The organism is Tautonia marina (assembly GCF_009177065.1).
GTDB lineage: Bacteria > Planctomycetota > Planctomycetia > Isosphaerales > Isosphaeraceae > Tautonia > Tautonia marina.
Genome location: NZ_WEZF01000034.1, coordinates 1 through 19,463, shown reverse-complemented (window position 1 = coordinate 19,463; position 19,463 = coordinate 1). Strand labels below are relative to the sequence as shown.

Genomic DNA, 19,463 nt, shown 5'->3' with positions numbered 1-19,463 from the left:
GTGTCGGATCAAGGCGTCTCATCCCGCCAGACGATCTCCCCCGAATCGACCCCCCAGTCGGGACCGAAGAACCCGGCGGCTTCCACGGCCTCCAGCCCTTCGGCCAGAACCTCGGGACCGAGCACCGTCAGGTCGGGATAGGCCACCCCCGAGACAAACACCGGCAAGCGATCACTCAACCGAAGCCCCGCCAAACCCGTCCCGGAGACCACCCCCACGCTCGCCTGATTGCTCCCTGGTCGGGGCCTGATGAACAGGCAGGCCAGGTCGTCCTGCTCCCGATCGACCGATCCCACCCGCAGGCGGCCCCGCTTGACGATGACCGGGCCATCTCCGAGCAAGCTTGACCAGGCAGCATTCGACTCCGCGTGACCGTAGAGCACAACATTCCGATCCGCGTCGGCGGCAGGGTCGAAGGCCACGTCCGGAATCACGTCGATCGATCCGTTCCCACGATAGCCGAACGTCTCCGCATCGTACCGAGCCCGAGCCAGTGCCCAGGCGTTCTCCTCCTCCGAGCCGACCGTCCCATAAACCAACACCACCCGATGACGAAACGCATCCTTGAACGAGCCATACCGATGGGGACCCTTCGCGGTCGCATCCGGTTCCGGAACGACGGCCCAGCCCTCCGAATCGTCCGATCGGGCCAGCCGGATCGTCGTCCCGTCGTCCGGCCAGGGGGTCTCGACCGCGTCGCCATCCAACTCGAAGGCGATCGGTGCCCCCGGCTCCAGGTGCGTCAGGTCGATCGCCAGCCGAGCAACGTTCTGGGTCGTCCCCCGGAACGACCGGGCCTCGGGATCGTGGTCGATCGTCACCCGGCTCAGTGCGAAGGGCTGGTTCTGTAACTCGACCGCCACCCAGTCGCACCGGCTCGAAACTCCCGGGCTGGCCGTGGAGAAGTCGACCCGGAGCACGTCGCCCGCCTTGGGGTTGCTCCGCTCCTGGAAGAAGTCGAACAGGGGGGGCCAGTCGACGCACTGGTTGCCCCACCAGTGACCGGCCCCGGGCTGCTCGAAATAGGCGAAGTCGGGGTGGAACCGGCCCAGCTCGGCCCGCATCGTTCGGGCCTGGGAGACCGGGACATTGTCGTCCCGATCGCCGTGCAAGACGTAGACGCCGTTCCGTCCGAGATTCTCGACCAGGCCGATCGTATCACTCGGCGAGGCGGCTCGGGTCAGCACTTCGGCCGGGCCGTCGAGGGTGTCTCGCCGCAACGCGCCGGCATACGACCACATGCTCACCCAACCGGCACTCGGGGCGATCGCCGCCCAGCGATCGGGGAAGGTGACGCCCAGGTGCCACGTCCCGTGGCCTCCCATCGAGTGTCCCGTCAGGTAGGTTCGGATCGGATCGGTCCCGAGCGATGTTTGAGCATGGGCCAGAACCTCCAGGGCGTCGAGCCGTCCCCAGTCCTCCCAGTCAAAGCCGTACGGACGGCGGTTTGTGGGGGCCACGACGTGCCCCCACGATTTCGGAGCGTATGCGTTGGCCTGGCCGATCGCCTCGACCGAGGCCCCATGCAAGGAGAGAAACAGGGCAGGGGGGCGATCGGCTTCACCCTCGCCGGGCGTCATCGGCTGGAGTCCGTAGTACTGAACACTGCCGTCGATTCCACTGATGAACGTTTGCTTGCGGCTCTGTTCGGGAGTCCGGACCCCGAGATCGAGCCGAAGCTCATCAAGGACCCGGCGATTCTCGCCCGTCCCTTCGATCAGGCGAACGACCAACGGCACGGACTCGGCCCCGTGATCGATGGCATCGGCCGATCGGATGGCAAACCCGACCTTGCGGACACTCAGCGGGAGCAGGGGGGGGACCGCGGTGATCTCCCCTGGCGTTTCCCCAACGGCGCCGAGGCTCGCCTCGATCATCAGATCGGCGGCCGAGGTCTGCGAGGCGTTCCGTACCAAAACCGCCGCCACGGTTTCGACCGGCTCTCCTGCGACCAGATCCGGAAGGGTCGGATCACTCGGCTCAAGCTCCAACGGCTGTTCCGGCTCGACAAGACGAGCCCGAAGTCGACCGCGGCCGACCGAAAAGAGCAGGGGGGTTCGTCCGGCCTTCAACGCGATTGGCAGGCGAAGCCAGCCGAGGCCGTACGGGTCTCCCGTTCGAGGGACGCCATCGACGGTGACCATCGAGTGACCGGCGGCTTCCAGGATCATCACCCGATCACTCTCCGACTCCACCTCAACCGCGACGTAGCTCCCTCGAAGCTCCCGGCCCTGGAACCAACCGTCCTCATTGGCCGAAACGGCCTGCCAGGTCCGCGACTGACCGTCGGGCAGGGTGACCTCGTCACCGGGGTGGGGCATCGACCAGTCCCCGGCGACAATCTGGGCCTCGATCGGATCGACATGGACCGGCGACCGTCCCCCTCGACTGACACCGGGCAAGGCCAGCGCGTCTCGGATTTCGATCGCTCCCGAATCCTCTGCCCCAGCCGTCGATGCGGTCAGCACGGTCAGCAGGGCCGCGAGAATCGCCGGGCGATTTGGTCTGTTAGGTCGGGTTCGATTCACAGAAAGGCTCCTCTTGATCCGTCATCACCGGGCGTCTTCCACCGCGAAACCCCTGGTCGATCGGGGCCAATTATGTCTGACGAGCCCCGTCAGGGGAACCGTTCCCCCGGCTCGCCGAGGCCGTTCCCGTCGGGGAACGCCGAGCGGTTCCAGTCTCCTCCTCGCGCGAATGGCCTGGAATCGGATCGAGTGATCGGCTGCAATGGTCCTGACGGTCCCAAACGGTGTGGCCGGCATGACTCCCCTCCCGTCGAGATGAAGCACCCGGGCCAGGGGTTCCGCCAGCATGCCCGCCACACGCAGGATTCACCAAAGGAGCCTCATCCGATGAATTCTCCGGCCCGCGGCGCGATGATCGCGTCGCTGTTGCTGATCGCGATCCCAGGGGTTCGCGCCTCCGACCCGACGGACACCTCGAAGCCGACCCTTCGATCGGGCATTGATCTCTCGAACGCCGATGCGGCCATCCGCCCGCAGGACGACCTGTTCCGCCACGTCAACGGCAAGTGGCTCGTCGAGGCGGAGATTCCCGCCGATCGCTCGGCCGATGGTGCGTTCTACGCGCTCCGTGACGAGGCCGAGGAGGATTTGAAGGTCCTCATTGAGCGAGCGGCCGAAACCGGTGGACCGCCGGGCTCCGAGACCCAGAAGGTTGGCGACCTGTTCGCCAGCTTCATGGATGAAGCCCGCGTCGAACAGCTCGGCCTGGAGCCGATCCGGGACGAACTGGCAAAGGTTGATGCGATCGAGTCCAAGGATGAGTTGATTCGCTCGCTCGCCGAACTGGAGCGGGTGGGCGTGGACGGCCTTTTCGGCGGCTATGTCGATACCGACGCCAAGCAGTCCGACGCCTACATCCTCAACCTCTATCAAGGGGGGATCGGCCTGCCGGACGAGTCGTACTATCGCGACGAAAAGTTCGCGCCGATCCGAGAGGCTTACGTCGCTCACATCGCCCGCATGTTCACCTTGGCAGGGATTGCCGAAGCCGAGGAGAAGGCCCAGCAGGTCATGGACCTGGAAACCCGGCTTGCGTCGCACCACTGGGACCGCGTCCAGAGCCGAGACGCCACCCTCACCTACAACAAGAAAGACCTGGAAGCCCTGGCGGAACTGACTCCCGGATTCGCCTGGCCGCGCTACTTCGACGCCTACGGCGCTGACGGCATTGAGCAGGTGATCCTCGCTCAGCCGAGCTACTTCGAGGCGATGGCCGAGGTGCTGGCCGACGTTCCGCTCGACCAGTGGAAGACCTGGCTGACCTGGAACGTCCTACACGCCTATGCCCCGTATCTGAACGAGGCAATCGTTGCCGAGACCTTCGACTTCTTCGGTAAGACGTTGACCGGCGCCGAGGAGAACCGTCCCCGGTGGAAGCGAGGGGTCCAGGTTGTTGAAGGGTCACTCGGTGAAGCGGTGGGCAAGCTTTTCGTCGAGGAGCATTTCCCACCCCGAGCCAAGGAGCGCATGGAGGAACTGGTTGCCAACCTCATCGAAGCCTACCGCCAGGGAATCACTGGTCTTGACTGGATGGGAGAGGAAACCAAGGCGAAGGCCCTCGAAAAGCTTGAGACCTTCAACCCGAAGATCGGGTATCCAGACACCTGGCGCGACTACTCGGCGCTGGAGATCGTGCCCGGCGACCTTGTCGGCAACATCCAGCGCGCGACCGCCTTCGAGGTCGATCGGAACCTGAAGAAACTCGGCCAGGAGGTCGACCGGGGCGAGTGGTTCATGACCCCGCAGACGGTCAACGCCTATTACAATCCGGGGATGAACGAGATCGTCTTCCCGGCCGCGATCCTCAGGCCCCCGTTCTTCGATCTGGAGGCTGACGACGCCGCCAATTACGGAGCAATCGGCGCCGTGATCGGCCACGAAATCGGCCACGGATTCGATGACCAGGGGTCGAAATATGATGGAATGGGCAATTTAAACGACTGGTGGACCGACTCGGACCGCGAGGAGTTCGACGAACGCGCCGGGATGCTCATCGAGCAGTACAGCACGTTCGAACCTGCCCAGCTCCCCGGCCAGACGGTCAACGGCGCGTTGACGATCGGCGAGAATATCGGCGACCTCGGCGGCCTGACCATCGCGCACCGGGCCTACCGGATTTCGCTGGATGGCGAGGAACCGCCGGTCATCGACGGTCTGACCGGAGATCAACGATTCTTCATGGGATGGGCGCAGGTCTGGCGGACCAAGTACCGCGACGCCGAACTGACCCGCCGCCTCGCCACCGATCCCCACTCCCCCGCCGAGTTCCGCTGCAATGGGGTGATTCGCAACATGCCCGAGTTCTACGAGGCATTCGGGGTGAAGGAAGGAGACGCACTTTACCTGCCACCTGAGCAGCGTGTCAAGATCTGGTAATGTGGCGATGAGAAGCGGGGTGGCTCATCGTCACCCCGCCAGGGCCGAGGCCGCCGCGGCCAGGATGAAGACCGTGGCGGTCTTGATCACGGTGATCACGAAGATATCCGGGTACGATTGCCGATGGGTGAGACCCGTGATGGCAAGCAGCGTGATCACCGCCCCGTTGTGGGGCAAGGTATCCATTCCTCCGGAGGCCATCGAGGCGATTCGGTGGAGCAACTCCGGGCTGATTCCCTGAGCCTGGGCCGCGTCGAGCGCCTGCCTGCCCATCACCTCCAGGGCAATCGACAGGCCGCCGGAAGCCGATCCGGTGATCGCCGCCAGCACATTGACGGCGACTGCCTGAGAGATGAGTACATGCCGACTTACGTCAAGGACCAGCGACCGAACGATCTCGAAGCCCGGGAGGGTCTTGATGACCGTGCCGAAGCCGACCTCCGAGGCCGTGTTGAAAATCGCCGGTAACGACCCCGCCGCCGCGGCGGAGAGAGAGGCTGAGACCGACTCCCTCATCCGACCGACATTCAAGGCCAGCGTGGTCAGGATGCCCGCCGAGAGGGCGACAATGACGGCCCAGGTCGAGGCCGCATCCTGTGGGCGAGTCTCGGGGAAGTCGCGGAGGAGGGTTGCCTCGGAGTACCACGTCTCCACCGACCAGGCGGTCCGGCTCAGCACGAAGTTGACCGCAAGCACCACCAGCAACGGAACGATCGCCGCCCAGAGCGAAGGGAGACGATCGGCCGATCGGGCCGCGGGTTCGTTTCGGTGGCCGGTGCCATACCCTTCTCCGGCCATCGCCGCGCGGGCCCGTCTTCGCTCCAGCCAACCGAGGCCGCCGATGAGAACCATCGAGCCGCCGATGGTTCCGGTGATGGGGGCAGCGTACGCATCGGTTCCAAAGAAGCGCGTGGGGATGATGTTCTGAACCTGTGGCGTTCCGGGCAGGGCATCCATGGTAAACGTGAACGCTCCCAAAGCGATGGCCGCCGGGAGCAATCGTTTGGGAATATCCGCGACGCGAAACAAGACCGCGCCCAGCGGATAGACGGCGAACGCCACTACGAACAGGGAAACGCCGCCGTAGGTCAGGACGGCTCCGGCAAGCACGACCGCCGGAATCGCGTGGCGAGGCCCCATCGCCCGGATCATCGCGGCGGCAATCGCGGCGGCGGAACCGCTGGCATCCATCAACTTGCCAAACATCGCTCCCAGGAGAAACAAGGGGAAGAACGCCCGGACGAATCCGGCCACGCCGGTCATGAACAGCTCGGTATAGGCGGGTAAGAGCGGCATGCCCGAGAGCGCCGCGGCCAGCAACGCACAGAGCGGTGCAAAGACAATGACGGGCAGGCCGCGATAGGCCACGGTCATCAGGAGGCCAAGGGCCAGAACAATCGCTCCCACCTCGATCAGCATTGGTGCAGGTCCCTGGATCGTTGATGAAACAGATCGAGATGCAGTGCCATGATTCCGCGCTTTCAGACGGTCAATCCGCCGCTCGCAAGAGGGCGGCCACACCCATGCCACCCCCGACACAAAGGCTGATCGCGGCCTGATTGACGGTGCCTCGGCCGATCTGATGCGCCGCATGAACCGCCAGACGAGCCCCACTGGCACCGATTGGATGACCAAGGGCGATCGCGCCGCCGCAGCGATTGACCGATTCCTCGGCGACGGGGAGCGCTCTGATACAGGCAAGGACCTGTGAGGCAAACGCCTCGTTGATCTCGACCGCATCGCAGTGGGTCAAGGAAAGGTGCTGGCGATCGCAGATTCGACGTAAGGCGTAGACCGGGCCGAGGCCCATCTGCGACGGCTCGCAGCCGACGGCGACCGAATCGACCCAGTCACAAAGGATCGGCCATGACTCCCGATCGGCCAGCTCGTGATTGGCCAGCAGCAGCATGGCGGCGCCGTCGTTGATGCCGCTGGAATTGCCAGCCGTGACGGTTCCGTCGGGGTCAAACGCACCCTTCAAGCGAGAGAGGTCGTCGAGGGTCGTGCCTGGCCGGGGATGCTCGTCTGAATCGAGTCCTTCGAGGGAAACCCGTTCATCGTTGAAGATGCCGGATGCCTCGGCGTCGGCGTAACGCTGCTGGCTCCGTACGGCCCAGGCGTCCTGACTGCGTCGATCGATGTCGAAGGATTCGGCCATCGTCTCGGCCAGGAGACCCATATGGCGGCCGTCGAAGGCATCGAGCAGGCCGTCGCGGAGGATTGAATCGACCAGCGAGGCGTCTCCCAGCTTCAGGCCTTGCCGGGCCCGAGGGAGCAGGTAGGGTGCCCCCGACATCGACTCGGTGCCGCCGCAGAGGACGGCCCGAGCCTCTCCGCATCGGATGGCCTGAGCTGCCAGACGGACGGCCTGCAACCCCGAGCCACACATCATGTTGACGGTGTATGCCGGAACTTCCGGCGGCAGGCCGAGGTGAATGCCCACCTGCCGGGCGATGTTCATTCCTTGACCGGCTCCGAGAACATTTCCGATGATGACATGATCGATCATCGACCCATCGATCCGGTCCAGGATCGGTCGGGCGGCCGCGCAGGCAAGATCGATCGGAGAGAGCCGCTTGAGCCCCCCGAGGAATCGGCCCTGGGGTGTTCGTTTGGCTGCGACGATGCAGAGACGATCCATCAGGTTCCCTCGGTAGTTTGGTCGAATGCGGAGATGGGCATCGTTGTTGGTGTTCGGATGATGGGTCGGAATCCCATCTGGTCGATCACGTCACGCTGAAGGTCGATGCCCGGCGCGACCTCGATCAGTTCCAGACCCTCTGTCGTCAGGCGGAAGACGGCACGCTCGGTCACATAAAGCGCTTCCTGGCCTTTCTGGCAGGCGATGTCGGCGGCATACGACAGTTGTTCCACGCTGGGGACGAACTTGCGGACGGTCCCCTCTCGGACAATGCGCAAGCGGCCGTTGAAGACTTCGACTTTCAGCCCGCCAGAGGTCATCGTGCCACAGAAAACCACTCGGTGAGCGTTTTGAGAGATGTTCACAAACCCTCCCACTCCTGCGAGTCGGGTGCCGAACCGAGAGACATTCACATTGCCTCGGGAGTCGATCTCGGCGGCGCCGAGGGCGGCGAAATCGAGGCCGCCGCCGTCGTAGAAGTCGAATTGAGCGGGTTGATCGACGATCGCCTCGGGATGGCTCGAAGCGCCAAAGCTCAGACCGCCGGCAGGAACGCCACCGATTGGTCCACTTTCGACGGTCAGGGTCACGGCTCCGAGTAATCCGCGCTCGGCAGCGATCAGGGCAATTCCTTCGGGCATGCCGATGCCGAGGTTGGCGATCGCTCCGGCTTCCAGCTCGTCGCAGGCTCGTGAGGCGATAATCCGGCGCACTCCCGCCGGCAATTGGGGGCGATCGTCGAGCAGATCCACGTCTCCGGCGCGGCAGTAGGTCGGGTTGAACGCCTCGGCAAAGGTCTGGTCGTGCTGCTCCTCCGAGGCAAGCACGACGCGATCAATGAGGATCCCGGGCACTCGAACCGTCATCGGGGGGGCAGCGTGGGGAAGGAGCCGGCGGACCTGGGCAATGACCGTCCCTCCGGAATTGCGAACGGCCTGGGCAATTGCCAGGACCTCGCCGATGATCGCCTCGTCCTCCATGATGAGGTTGCCGTGGATGTCGGCGGCCGTGCCTCGGATCAGGCCAACGTGGACCGGAAAGGCGCGATAAAACAGCCAGGGGCGGCCGTCGAGTTCGATCCGCTGGACCAGATCGGGGGATGATCGCGTGTTGAGACGGCCTCCGCCGTGGATCGGGTCGATGAAGGTTCCCAGGCCGACGCCGGTAATGCATCCGGGGCGACCGGCTGCGATGTCGCGGAGCAGGTGGCAGATGACTCCTTGCGGGAAGTTGTACGCCTCGATGGCGTTCTCCAGGGCCAGCCGACCGATCCGAGGAGCAAGGCCCCAGTGTCCGCCGATCACCCGGCCCAGCAAGCCGTGATGACCCAGGTGATTGAGCCCTCGATCGGCGCCGTCTCCCTGTCCCGCCGCGTAGAGCAGGGTTAAGTCTCGGGGACGGCCGGTGTTCAAGAATCGGGCCTCGATGGCCGCGGTGAGGGCTTCGGGATGGGCCGCGCCGACGAAGCCACCGCTGACCAGGGTTTGACCATCGTCGAGGACTTCGACGGCCTCGGCGGCCGAGCATAACAGGTTTTCAATGCGAGGGATCACGCCCACCATCCCCCGTTGACGTGGATCGTCTGTCCCGTGATGTAGCTTGCCAGATCGCTGGCAAGGAAGAGGATCGCATGAGCGATTTCCTCCGGCTCACCAAACCGGTTCAGGGGGATCTCGGCGAGCATTCGGGCGCGGACCTCCTCGGGAATCGTCTTGCCCATCTCGGTGAGCACGACGCCGGGGGCAACCGCGTTGACCGTAATGCGACGGGGGGCGAGCTCCTTGCTGAGGACCTTGGTCAGCGCGATCACTCCGGCCTTGGCCGCCGCATAGTTTGCCTGGCCGAAGAAGCCGACGGCCCCGGAGATTGACGCGAGATTGATGATTCGTCCGCCATCGGCCATACGGGCGATCGCGGCTCGACAGACGCGGAAGACGCCGCTCAGATCGGTCTCGATGACCGACTGCCACTCCTCGTCGCTCATTTTGCGGAGCGTGCGATCCCGGATGATCGCGGCGTTGTTGACGACGATGTCGAGTCGGCCGAACCGATCCTGAATGGCGGTCATGAGCGAGTCGATCTGCTGAGAATCGCAGACGTCGGCCGGCAGTGCCACGGCGCGTTCACCGAGGGTCTCGGCGACGGCTCGGGCTCGATCGGCGTTTTGCCCCGTGGCGTCGGGAGGGTAATTAATGACCACGGCCGCCCCAGCCGCGTGCAAGGCCGAGGCCGAGGCCCGTCCCAAGCCCTGGCCCGATCCGGTCACGAGGGCCACCTTGCCGCCGAGGTCGATTCCGATCACCGTAGTGGTCTCCAGAGAGGCCCCTGGCCGCCGTTGCGGGCGGCCTTTGCACGAGGCGTTGTTCCATGAGGCGGGAGAAGGGACCTTCGGCCGACCCTTGGACGAAAGGAGTCGCACGCTTCACCCGGGCTCGAAGGTAACCGGGAGTTCCGCATCGAACAAGCAAGGCCCCTCGGATGATGGATACGCCTTTGATTGAGTTGAGGTTTCCCGAGCCGTTCTGAAACCGGCGAGCGGGGTTGCATCGCAAGGGCTTCAGGTTCTTGACCCTGACGGTTCGGCGTGACCAGGATCTTGATGGATGGGAATCGTGTCCATTTCGAAGGGTTCCCGAACCGGGACGAGTGTGTCGGAGTGTTAACCGTTCTGCTCCGAGACGCGTTTCAAGCGAGATCGAGCACGTCACCGGCCCGCCCGAACTTCGGAGGGAGAACTCGTGATCCGCTGCGTTCTGCTCACAACTGCCCTGTGCATGGTGCCCTGGTCTCTCGTTGCCGAGGAACCGCGCGAGGTTCCCCTGGAAGTCCTTTTTCTCGGCGATCAGGGCCATCATCGTCCCTCAGAGCGGGCGGCACAGCTCATTCCAGTGATGGCCGGACGCGGGATCGACGTGACCTATACCGAGGACATCGCCAGGGCACTCGATCCGGAAACGTTGAAGGGCTACGACGCCCTGATCATCTATGCGAACATTGAGACGATTGCCCCCGAGCAAGAGCGGGCCTTGCTCGACTATGTGGCCGGGGGTGGCGGATTCGTGCCGATCCATTGCGCCTCGTACTGCTTCCTGAACGCTCCGGCGTATGTTGACCTGGTCGGCGCGCAGTTCCTCCGCCACGGGGCGGGTGAGTTCGAAACGGAAATCGTGGACCCGAGCCACGCCATCATGAACGGGTTCGAACCGTTCCGGACCTGGGATGAAACGTACGTCCATACCAGGCACAACCCCGAGAAGAACGTCTTGCAGGTCCGGGCCGAAGGAGAAGGACAGGAGCCCTGGACCTGGGTTCGGAGCCACGGAAACGGCCGAGTCTTTTACACGGCATACGGGCACGATCACCGAACCTGGACCGAACCAGGTTTTCAAGATCTCATTGAACGAGGCATTCGATGGGCCGCTAATCGGGGAGATGTGTTTGACAGCCGCCCCCGACCATCGAATCGAGACGAAATCTTCTCGTATATCGAAACGGAAACGCCAATCCCGAACTATCTGGCCGGTGAGCGATGGGGTACTCAGGGAGCGCCGATTCAGCGGATGCAGAACGCCCTCAGCCCGACTGACTCCAGGGACCGTCTCGTGGTCCCCCGAGGATTCCATGTCGAGATGTTCGCCAGCGAACCGGACATCCGAAAGCCTCTCTGCATGGCCTGGGACCATCGCGGCCGGCTCTGGATTGCCGAGAGTGTGGATTATCCGAACACCAAGATCGAACAAGGGGAAGGCCGCGATCGCATCACAATCTGTGAGGACACCGACGGCGACGGCCGGGCCGACTCGTTCAAGGTCTTCGCCGAGGGGCTGAACATCCCCACCAGTCTGACCTTTGCTCGGGGAGGCGTGATTGTTCACCACGCCCCCGACACCCTGTTCTTAAAGGATACCGACGGTGACGATCGGGCCGATGGTCGCGAGGTTCTGTTCACTGGATGGGGAACCGACGACACGCACGCCGGGCCGAGTAACCTGCGGTATGGCCTGGACAATTGGCTCTACGGGATCGTCGGTTACTCTGCCTTTCGAGGCGAGGTCGGCGATCGGTCGCACCGATTCGGCCAGGGATTCTATCGGCTCCGGCCCGATGGGTCGGACCTGGAATTCCTCCGGTCCACGTCGAACAACTCTTGGGGGGTCGGCATCAGCGAGGAGGGGCTGATTTTCGGCTCGACGGCCAACGGATGTCCGAGTGTCTTCCTGTCGATCCCGAACCGCTATTACGAGGCCGTTCGGGGATGGGCGCCGACCGTGCTCCAGAATATTGCGGATTCGAACCGGTTCTTTCCGATCACCGAGAATGTTCGCCAGGTCGATTGGCACGGTGGTTTTACGGCTGCCGCCGGCCATGCTTTGTACACGGCCCGAACCTACCCGGACCATTACTGGAACCGTTCGGCCTTCGTCGCCGAGCCGACCGGTCACCTGGTCGCCACGATGACCCTGGAGCGTCGGGGGACCGACTTCGCGGCACATTATGGTTGGAACCAACTCTCGAGCGATGACGAGTGGACCGCGCCGATCGCCGCTGAGGTCGGACCGGATGGCCATGTCTGGGTCATCGATTGGTATAACTACATCGTTCAGCACAACCCGACGCCTCAGGGATTCGAAACGGGCAAGGGGAACGCTTACGAAACCCCTTTACGCGATCGGACCCACGGTCGGATCTACAGGGTCGTTTACGATGGCGCTCCGCCGGTCGAGCCAATGGCGCTCGATCCGAACGATCCTGACGGTCTGATTTCGGCCTTGACTCATGGCAACATGTTCTGGCGGCTTCATGCTCAGCGATTACTGGTCGAGCGGGGCAAGACGGATGTTGTGCCGGCGCTCGTCGACTTGACGAAGGATCAACGGGTCGATCCGATCGGCCTGAATCCGGGGGTGATTCATGCCCTCTGGACGCTTGACGGACTGGAGGCAATCGACGGCGAAGCGAAGGTCGCCACTCTCGCGGCACTGAGACATCCCTCGGCCGGTGTTCGGCAAAATGCGGTTCGGGTTCTGCCGATCGACGATGACCAGACGGTGTCGGCAATCGATCAGGCACGTCTGCTGCTCGATGACGACCCTCAGGTGAGGCTCTCAACGCTGCTCGCACTGTCGGAGCGTCCCGAGTCGGAGGCCGCCGCGGGATTGATCGTCGAGGCGATTGCCAGAGGGGCCTTCGACGGCGATCGATGGCTCGGCGATGCGGCCATCGCGGCCGCGGCCGCGCACGCTCGACCGTTTTTGGAACGGTTCGCCACCCAGGAGTTCGATGGAACACCGGGCGAAATGGTTCTGGTCGTCGCGGATCGCGTGGCCGAGCACGAGGCCCGGGGCGCTCCGACCGGGACGATCGGAAGCACAATCGCGAGGCTGGCGGATGCGGATCCCAAGGTTGCGCAGGCCGTGATTGCCGGCCTCAGCCGAGGGTGGCCCGAGGGGCAAACGGCAAGGGTTGGCAAGGATGAGCAGGCATCGATGGTCACGCTGCTCACGAAACTTCCCGCTGAATCGCAGGGGCAGCTTGTTGACCTGGCCAACCGTTGGGGGGCCGAGGGCTTCGAGGCGTACACGGAGGAGATCGCCGCCCGCCTGCTTGCCGAGGTGTCCCATGAGGCCAAAACCGAGGAGGAGCGTCTGGAAACGGCCCGTCAGTTCATCACCTTCCGTCGCACCGATGACGGGGCCGCGAGCGATCTGATCAACCTGATCACGCCGCAGGCGTCGCCGACCTTCGCCGCGGGGCTCATCTCGGCCATCGGACGCAGCGCTGCCTCGGGATCGGGCGCGGTGCTGGTCGAGGCGTATCCGACACTCACCCCGGCGGTTCGTTCAGAAGTCCTTCGCGTTCTGCTGAGCCGGGCCGATTGGAGCGCCTCGCTCATCGACGGGATCGAACAGGGGACGATCCCGGTCGGTCAGCTCGCCCTGGATCAGAAACAGGTTCTCACCAGCCACCCCGATGCGGCGATCGCCGAACGAGCAGCACACCTGCTTGCTCGGGGAGGCGGCTTGCCCAGCCCGGATCGACAGCGGGTGATCGATGAACTCGCCCCGGTTGTTTTGGCCGGAGGGAATCCGACCGCAGGGCGGGCCGTGTTTGAAACCCTCTGCGCCAAATGCCATCAGCATTCGGGCGAGGGGGGGAACGTGGGGCCTGATCTGACTGGAATGGCCGCCCATCCGGCCGAGGAACTGCTCGTCCACATCCTCGACCCCAGCCGAGAGGTTGAGGGGAATTTCGTGCAATACACGGTCGCCACGATCGACGGTCGAATCCTCAATGGATTGCTCGCCGCGGAGACGAGAACCTCGATTGAACTCATCGACACCGAAGGAAAATCTCACACGATTCTTCGGGATGACCTCGACGAGTTCATCGCCTCGGAGAAGTCGGTGATGCCCGAGGGCTTCGAGCAGCAGGCAACGCCCGAACAACTTGCCGACCTGATGGCGTTCTTGACAAGGCCCGGCAAGTATTTGCCCCTCGATCTGAGGAAGGCCGCCACAATTGTCAGTACCCGCGGCATGTTCTTCGACGAGGAATCACGAACCGAACGGTTGGTCTTTGACGACTGGTCGACCAAGACCGTCGAAGGGGTCCCGTTCCAGCTTGTTGATCCCCAGGGTGATCGCGTGCCCAACGCGATTCTTCTTTACGGACCTCAGGGCAGGACCCCTCCCCGAATGCCTCGAGTGGTCGAGCTTCCGGTGAATGCGCCGGCCGAGGTCATTCATCTCCTGGGTGGCGTCGGCGGCTGGTCGTACCCGCTCGGTGAAGAGGGATCGGTTTCGATGATCATCCGCTTGCACTATGCTGACGGCACGACCGAGGACCACCCCTTGCGCAATGGCGTTCATCTGGCCGATTACATTCGTCGTGTCGACGTGCCTGGATCGAGCCTCGCCTTTGAACTGGGTGGCAGGCAAATACGTTACCTCGCAGTTCGTCCCGAGCGGCCCTCGGAGCCGATCGAACGGATCGAACTTCGAAAAGGCCAGGATGCGTCGGCTCCGATCGTCATGGCCGTGACTGTTGAGGTTGGTACGACCCCCTGATCCATTGGCGTGGCACTGACAGCCAGCCGAGGATTGTACGTCGGGCGGCCAACCTGGCTGAACGACGACCGGAGGTGATCCACGAGGCCCGGTCAAGATTGAGGGTGCATTGATGAAAACTCGCAACAGAGGGCTGAGGATGATTGGGTTTGGAATCGGGAGGAGAGCCGTACACATCATTCTGTGCGCGGTCTGTGTGTTGATGACGTGGAGTCATTCTGGCCTGGCCGCGGAAGGACCTCAAGTCCTGGTGTCTTCCTTCGCAGGTGGAACGGGTGGGGCAATCAGCACTTATACACTGAACCCTGAAACTGGAGAACTGACGCGACTTCACCAGAGCGATCCCATTCCCCATCCGTTTTTCTTCGATCTGATACCAGATCACTCGCTCCTGTACACGATTCATGCGGAAACCTTCGGGGGCCAGCAGGATGAGCAGATTGCGGCCTATCGCCGGGAGAAGACCACCGGATCGCTTCAGTTGCTGAACCGACAGCCGACCAGAGGATCCGCCTCGTGCTTCGTGGAAATCGATTCCAGCGCCCAGACGGTTCTGGTTGCCAACTATGCCACCGGCAGCGTGGTTTCCTATCGAATCAACGAAGACGGATCACTCACTCCCCCCGTCTCGTTCGTTCAGCACGTTGGGCGCAGCGTGAACGACGCTCGACAACAGGGACCTCATGCCCACTGTTTCGTCATCAGCCCGAACAATCAATTCGCCTATGCCGCGGATCTCGGCCTCGATCAAATCCTCTGCTACGCGCTTGACGCTTCGAGCGGAGCCTTCAGGCCAAACGCGCAACCCTTCGTGCGAACACCTCCAGGATCGGGTCCTCGTCACCTGACGTTCCATCCAGACGGCTTGAGAATGTACGTGATCAACGAATTGCTCAACTCGGTTACGCATTTCGAGTTTGTGCAAGAGACGGGAATGCTGATTGAACGGGAGACGATCTCAACGCTTCCTGACAATTTCACTGGTGAAAGTTATTGCGCGGACGTGAAGATCACACCAGACGGGGCATTCCTGTACGGGACGAACCGTGGTCATGACAGCATCGCCATGTACCGCGTTGCCAACGACGGATCACTTCGCCTGATCGGTTTCGAACCTAGCCTTGGGAAGGGGCCTCAGAATCTCGCCATCACGGCCGATGGCCGCCTGCTGCTTTGCGCGAACATGCCGGGAAACACGCTGGCGGTCTTCCGGATCGACCAGCAGACCGGCACGCTTACCCCCCTCGGAACACCGTTGACGATCACTTCCCCTTCGTGTCTCCGCATTCTTGAGTAAACACCCCACCAAATTCCCGACCGCAATGCTCGATTCCTTACGGCCAGGGCACACATCCGGCGTTGGGATCATTCGGGGCCGCGTGGTTTTCCATTAGGTCATCACAGATGAGACCATAAGATTGATTATCGGACCCAGCGGCCTCGGCCTGGGAGCGGAGGCCGTCGAGGACCGGCTTGAGGACGGTGAGGGTATCGCGATCACGTTGACTCATGGCAATCCGATCGGGGTTCATGGCGACCTCCAGGCTTGGCCTGAAGATCGTATCGACCGGACATTTCTCTTGGGGTCCGACACATTGCCTCGCTCGGAATTGTAAGGGTGAGCTTGGCATGGTACGATTGGATTGAAGTTCGCGGACTTTCGCTCGGAGCCGCATTGGAACTTATCGTGATCCGATTGTGTCATCACGCTCTGCATGTTCTGTTTGCCGGATTAGTTGTCCTCGGCGGCCTGCCCCGGTACGAGCTGCGCCATGTGCATGCGGATGGCGGCGATCCTCACCGGCATGGTTGGGCTGAGCTTCGCGGCGATGCAGAGGCGCATCGCCATCACGACGGGCATCATCACGAGCACCAGCCATCCGGCCATCATCATGATGACGCAGTCGGGTCCGACAAGGGTCGGTTCGCCCCGTCGTTAAAGGATGCCGACTGGCACACGCATCTGACGTGGTTCGGAGGGCTTGCGGGCGAGCACTCTCGTCCGTCCTGCGACGGTGGCGAGGACGCGGAGGTCGATCGCTTTCCGACCCCTCTGTTCGTCCTTCCCAAGGGACCGTCGGACGCCTCCAGTTGGTCAAAGACCCTGTCCCTCCTCCAATCCCTCCACGGCCCCCCTGCGTGGTCCGCGGCGGAATCCCTTGCGCTCACCTCGCGCCTACTTTGCGCGCAGCCCGATCGCGGCTCGTCCCCTCCCCTGTGCGATCGGGCGCGCCAGGAACGCTCCGGCGTGCAATTGACCTGAGCCGTCGGACACTGGAACCGAGTCGCTCCGGTTGAACCGGCGTGGCGCCTATGCGCGCCACCCTCGCGGAGCCTGTTCCTCGGGCGTCCCCCCACGCCCCCAGCCAATGCGTTCGTTCATTGTCCGACCTCACCCTCGTGTCCCCCACGGAGAATGCGCTCATGCGCGACCTGATGCCCCGTCGTTTCGCTGTGATGCCAACCGTCCGCTTGGCATTCGTGTTCGCATCCCTGTCCGGCCTGGTCGGTTGCGGAGGATCGACTCCCGAGGCGACCGCCCCGCCTACCGGGTCGACGCCCGGGTCCGCCGCCGAGACGGCGACGGACCCGGATGACGTGCCGATCACCGAGGCGGACGTCGCGCGTCCCGAAGATTACCCGGAAGCGCTCACGCGGATCGAGGGCTACCGTGACACGATCCGCGACGAGATCGCAGCCGGTCGGCCGACCAAGGCCCATCGCGCCCTCGATGAACTCGACATCGTCCTGAACTGGCTGCCAGAGATCGCACGGGACAGCGGCGTCCCGAAGGAGCACTGGGAGGCGGTGAACACCACCGCACAGGAAATCCGAGAGTTGTTCAACCAGGTCCACTCGCGGATCGACGCCGGACAGGATCCGGACTACGGCGCTGTCTCCGGGTCCATTGATCAGGCCATCGGATCGCTCCAGGACATTCCCGTCGCACTGAGTCCCGACCAGCCGGAGGCAACCTCGTGAACCGATCACGGAACTTCCGGAGCGGGCAGGTTGCCCGCCTCGCGTGCTGGATGGCCGTCATCGGCAGCCTGACCGCCGCGAGGCCGGGACTCTCCCACGATGGACACGCCCCGCTCCCGTCGAAGGGGGCGACGGTCCAGGGAAATCAACTGCTGCTCTCCGAGCCCGCTCGCCAGGCGATCGGCGTGGCGACGGCCAAGGTCACCCTCGGCGACCTTGCCAGGGTGGTCCGCGCCCAGGCCCAGGTGCAGCTCCCCTGGCGTCAGCAGGCGCTAATCACGACGCTGATCCCCGGCCGGATCGATCGGGTGCTCGCGCGGCCCGGCGATCACGTCGAGCCCGGCCAGACCTTGGCGCTGATCGAGGGGCTGGAACTGGAGACCCTCCAGCGGGAATGGTTGAGGGCGATCGCCGAGCAGAGGCTCGCCGACCGGTTGCTCGCCCAGCGGGAGGAACTCGGGCAGAGCAATGCGATCACCCTGGCCGAGATCCTGGAAGCACGTCGGGACGCCCAGGAGGCCGCCGCCGGGGTCGAGGTCGCCATCCGGAAGCTGTTGGCCCTGGAAATTTCGGAGGAAGACCTCGAAGAGGTCCGGGAGACCGGACAACCGATCCGCTTCCTACCGATCCGGAGTCCGATCCGAGGCGAGATCGTGCACGCCGATGTCCACGCGGGCCGGGTGGTCGCCACGGATGAGCACTTGTTCCATGTGGTCGATCTGTCCGAGGTCGATGTCGCGGGAGAGGTGCTGGAGGCTGACCTGGCGGATGTCCGGGTTGACCAGCCGGCCACGGCCACGTTCACGGCGATGCCAGGCGCGACCTTCTCCGGGCGCATCGAGCATACGCACCTGACGGTCGAGTCTGCCACCCGGGCGTTGACGGTCATCGCCCATGTCGAGAACCCGGAGCATCGGCTCAAGCCCGGCATGTCCGGCCTCCTGGAGATCCGGGTGGGCCTCGCGGAGCAGGCGATCGTCTGCCCCGTCGCGGCGATCGCGGGGTCCGGCGACTCCTCGCACGTCTTCCTCGAACGTGCGGCGGGCCGCTTCGAGCGCCGTGCCGTCACCCTCGGGGCCCGGTCCGGCGATCGGGTCGAGGTGCTCGACGGCCTCTTCCCGGGCGATCGGGTCGTGGTCACGGGGACCGGCCTGCTGACCTCACTCCTCCCCGCGACTTCGGCTGGAAGCGATCGGGCGAATCCGGGGGGCGTCCGCCCGGTGTCGTTGCGTCCGGGCAACCGAGCCAAGGCCGACGATGCGGCATCCGGGTCGAGGGTCGTGGCCCTGGGAGACGTCGAGTTGCCCGTGGGGCGGAGGCACTCTGCCGCCACGCAGGTGGAGGGACGCATCACGCGGATCCTCGTCCACCCGGGCGATCGAGTGGAAAAGGGCCAGGTGCTCGCTGAGGTCGAGAGCCTGCCGCTGCACAACCTGCAACTCGATCTGCTGCGGACCAGGGCCCGGCACCAATGGGCCAGCGAAGCGGCCGAGCGGACCCGGCGCCTCTCCGAGCGTCAGGCCGCCTCGCGTGTTGATCGGTGGCGCGTCGAAACGGACCTGGAGGTAATGGACCAGACGATCGGCGAGATCCGGGCCAAGCTCCTGTCGCTCGGGCTCGGCAAGGAGGTCCTCGCCGAGCTGGAAGCGAGCGGACTCGACCGGCAAGGCCGGGCGGCGTCGCTCGCAATGACGATCCCGATCCGTGCCCCGGCCGACGGCCAGCTCGAACACTTCGACGTCGTCCCCGGCCAGGTTGTCCGCCCCTCCGAACCCGGCCAGTCGCTCCGCCCGGGGCCGCTGTTCGAGATCCAGGATCGGTCAACGCTCTGGGTCTGCGCCCATGTCCGCGAGCGGGACGCCCTGAGGG

General features: G+C 64.1%; 12 protein-coding genes. 5 read left to right on the top strand and 7 right to left on the bottom strand.

Translation table 11 applies throughout. The features are described 5' to 3' along the window. Positions 1-8: 8 nt before the first annotated feature. On the bottom strand, positions 9-2,528 hold the full coding sequence (locus GA615_RS26105) for a carboxylesterase family protein (RefSeq protein WP_152054291.1): 2,520 nt from the start codon (positions 2,526-2,528) through the stop codon (positions 9-11). Positions 2,529-2,855: 327 nt separating this feature from the next. Between GA615_RS26105 and GA615_RS26100 the strand changes: the two genes are divergently transcribed. Continuing rightward, positions 2,856-4,904 carry a M13 family metallopeptidase gene (locus GA615_RS26100; RefSeq protein ID WP_235905684.1) on the top strand — a complete coding sequence of 683 codons (2,049 nt, stop codon included), beginning with the start codon at positions 2,856-2,858 and terminating at the stop codon, positions 4,902-4,904. A gap of 30 nt (positions 4,905-4,934) precedes the next feature. Here GA615_RS26100 and GA615_RS26095 read toward each other — a convergent pair whose 3' ends face one another. The 4 genes from GA615_RS26095 to fabG all read right to left on the bottom strand — a co-directional run bounded on the left by GA615_RS26095 (position 4,935) and on the right by fabG (position 9,847). After that, positions 4,935-6,323 (bottom strand): GntP family permease, encoded by a 1,389-nt coding sequence (locus GA615_RS26095; RefSeq protein WP_152054290.1) that lies wholly within the window; start codon positions 6,321-6,323, stop codon positions 4,935-4,937. 70 nt (positions 6,324-6,393) lie between these two features. Beyond that, complete coding sequence (locus GA615_RS26090) at positions 6,394-7,545, bottom strand: thiolase family protein (RefSeq protein ID WP_152054289.1); 1,152 nt, start codon at positions 7,543-7,545, stop codon at positions 6,394-6,396. Further along, positions 7,545-9,098: an acyl CoA:acetate/3-ketoacid CoA transferase gene (locus GA615_RS26085; RefSeq protein ID WP_201750331.1), complete on the bottom strand. Its 1,554-nt coding sequence runs from the start codon at positions 9,096-9,098 to the stop codon at positions 7,545-7,547. The genes GA615_RS26090 and GA615_RS26085 overlap by 1 nt, the downstream gene beginning before the upstream one ends. Continuing rightward, positions 9,095-9,847: a 3-oxoacyl-ACP reductase FabG gene (gene fabG / locus GA615_RS26080; protein ID WP_152054288.1), complete on the bottom strand. Its 753-nt coding sequence runs from the start codon at positions 9,845-9,847 to the stop codon at positions 9,095-9,097. Before fabG ends, GA615_RS26085 begins: the two co-directional genes overlap by 4 nt. A 436-nt stretch (positions 9,848-10,283) precedes the next feature. On the opposite strand from fabG, the gene GA615_RS26075 reads away from it, so the two are divergent. Both GA615_RS26075 and GA615_RS26070 read left to right on the top strand, forming a co-directional pair. Next, on the top strand, positions 10,284-14,612 hold the full coding sequence (locus tag GA615_RS26075; RefSeq protein ID WP_201750330.1) for a PVC-type heme-binding CxxCH protein: 4,329 nt from the start codon (positions 10,284-10,286) through the stop codon (positions 14,610-14,612). A 250-nt stretch (positions 14,613-14,862) separates the two neighbouring features. Then, complete coding sequence (locus GA615_RS26070; protein WP_201750329.1) at positions 14,863-15,909, top strand: lactonase family protein; 1,047 nt, start codon at positions 14,863-14,865, stop codon at positions 15,907-15,909. A gap of 37 nt (positions 15,910-15,946) precedes the next feature. On the opposite strand, the gene GA615_RS26065 is transcribed toward GA615_RS26070, so the two are convergent. Both GA615_RS26065 and GA615_RS27650 read right to left on the bottom strand, forming a co-directional pair. Next, on the bottom strand, positions 15,947-16,144 hold the full coding sequence (locus tag GA615_RS26065; RefSeq protein WP_152054286.1) for a hypothetical protein: 198 nt from the start codon (positions 16,142-16,144) through the stop codon (positions 15,947-15,949). Between the two features lie 200 nt (positions 16,145-16,344). Then, entirely contained in the window at positions 16,345-16,506 is a 162-nt protein-coding gene (locus GA615_RS27650; RefSeq protein WP_161602578.1) for a hypothetical protein, read from the bottom strand. A 530-nt stretch (positions 16,507-17,036) separates the two neighbouring features. Between GA615_RS27650 and GA615_RS26060 the strand changes: the two genes are divergently transcribed. Both GA615_RS26060 and GA615_RS26055 read left to right on the top strand, forming a co-directional pair. Beyond that, the gene (locus tag GA615_RS26060) at positions 17,037-17,594 is read left to right on the top strand and encodes a hypothetical protein (RefSeq protein ID WP_152054285.1); all 558 of its coding nucleotides are present in this window, start codon (positions 17,037-17,039) and stop codon (positions 17,592-17,594) included. Beyond that, positions 17,591-19,463 (top strand): efflux RND transporter periplasmic adaptor subunit (locus tag GA615_RS26055; protein ID WP_152054284.1); only part of this gene is annotated, 1,873 nt, incomplete at its 3' end. The genes GA615_RS26060 and GA615_RS26055, both read left to right, overlap by 4 nt.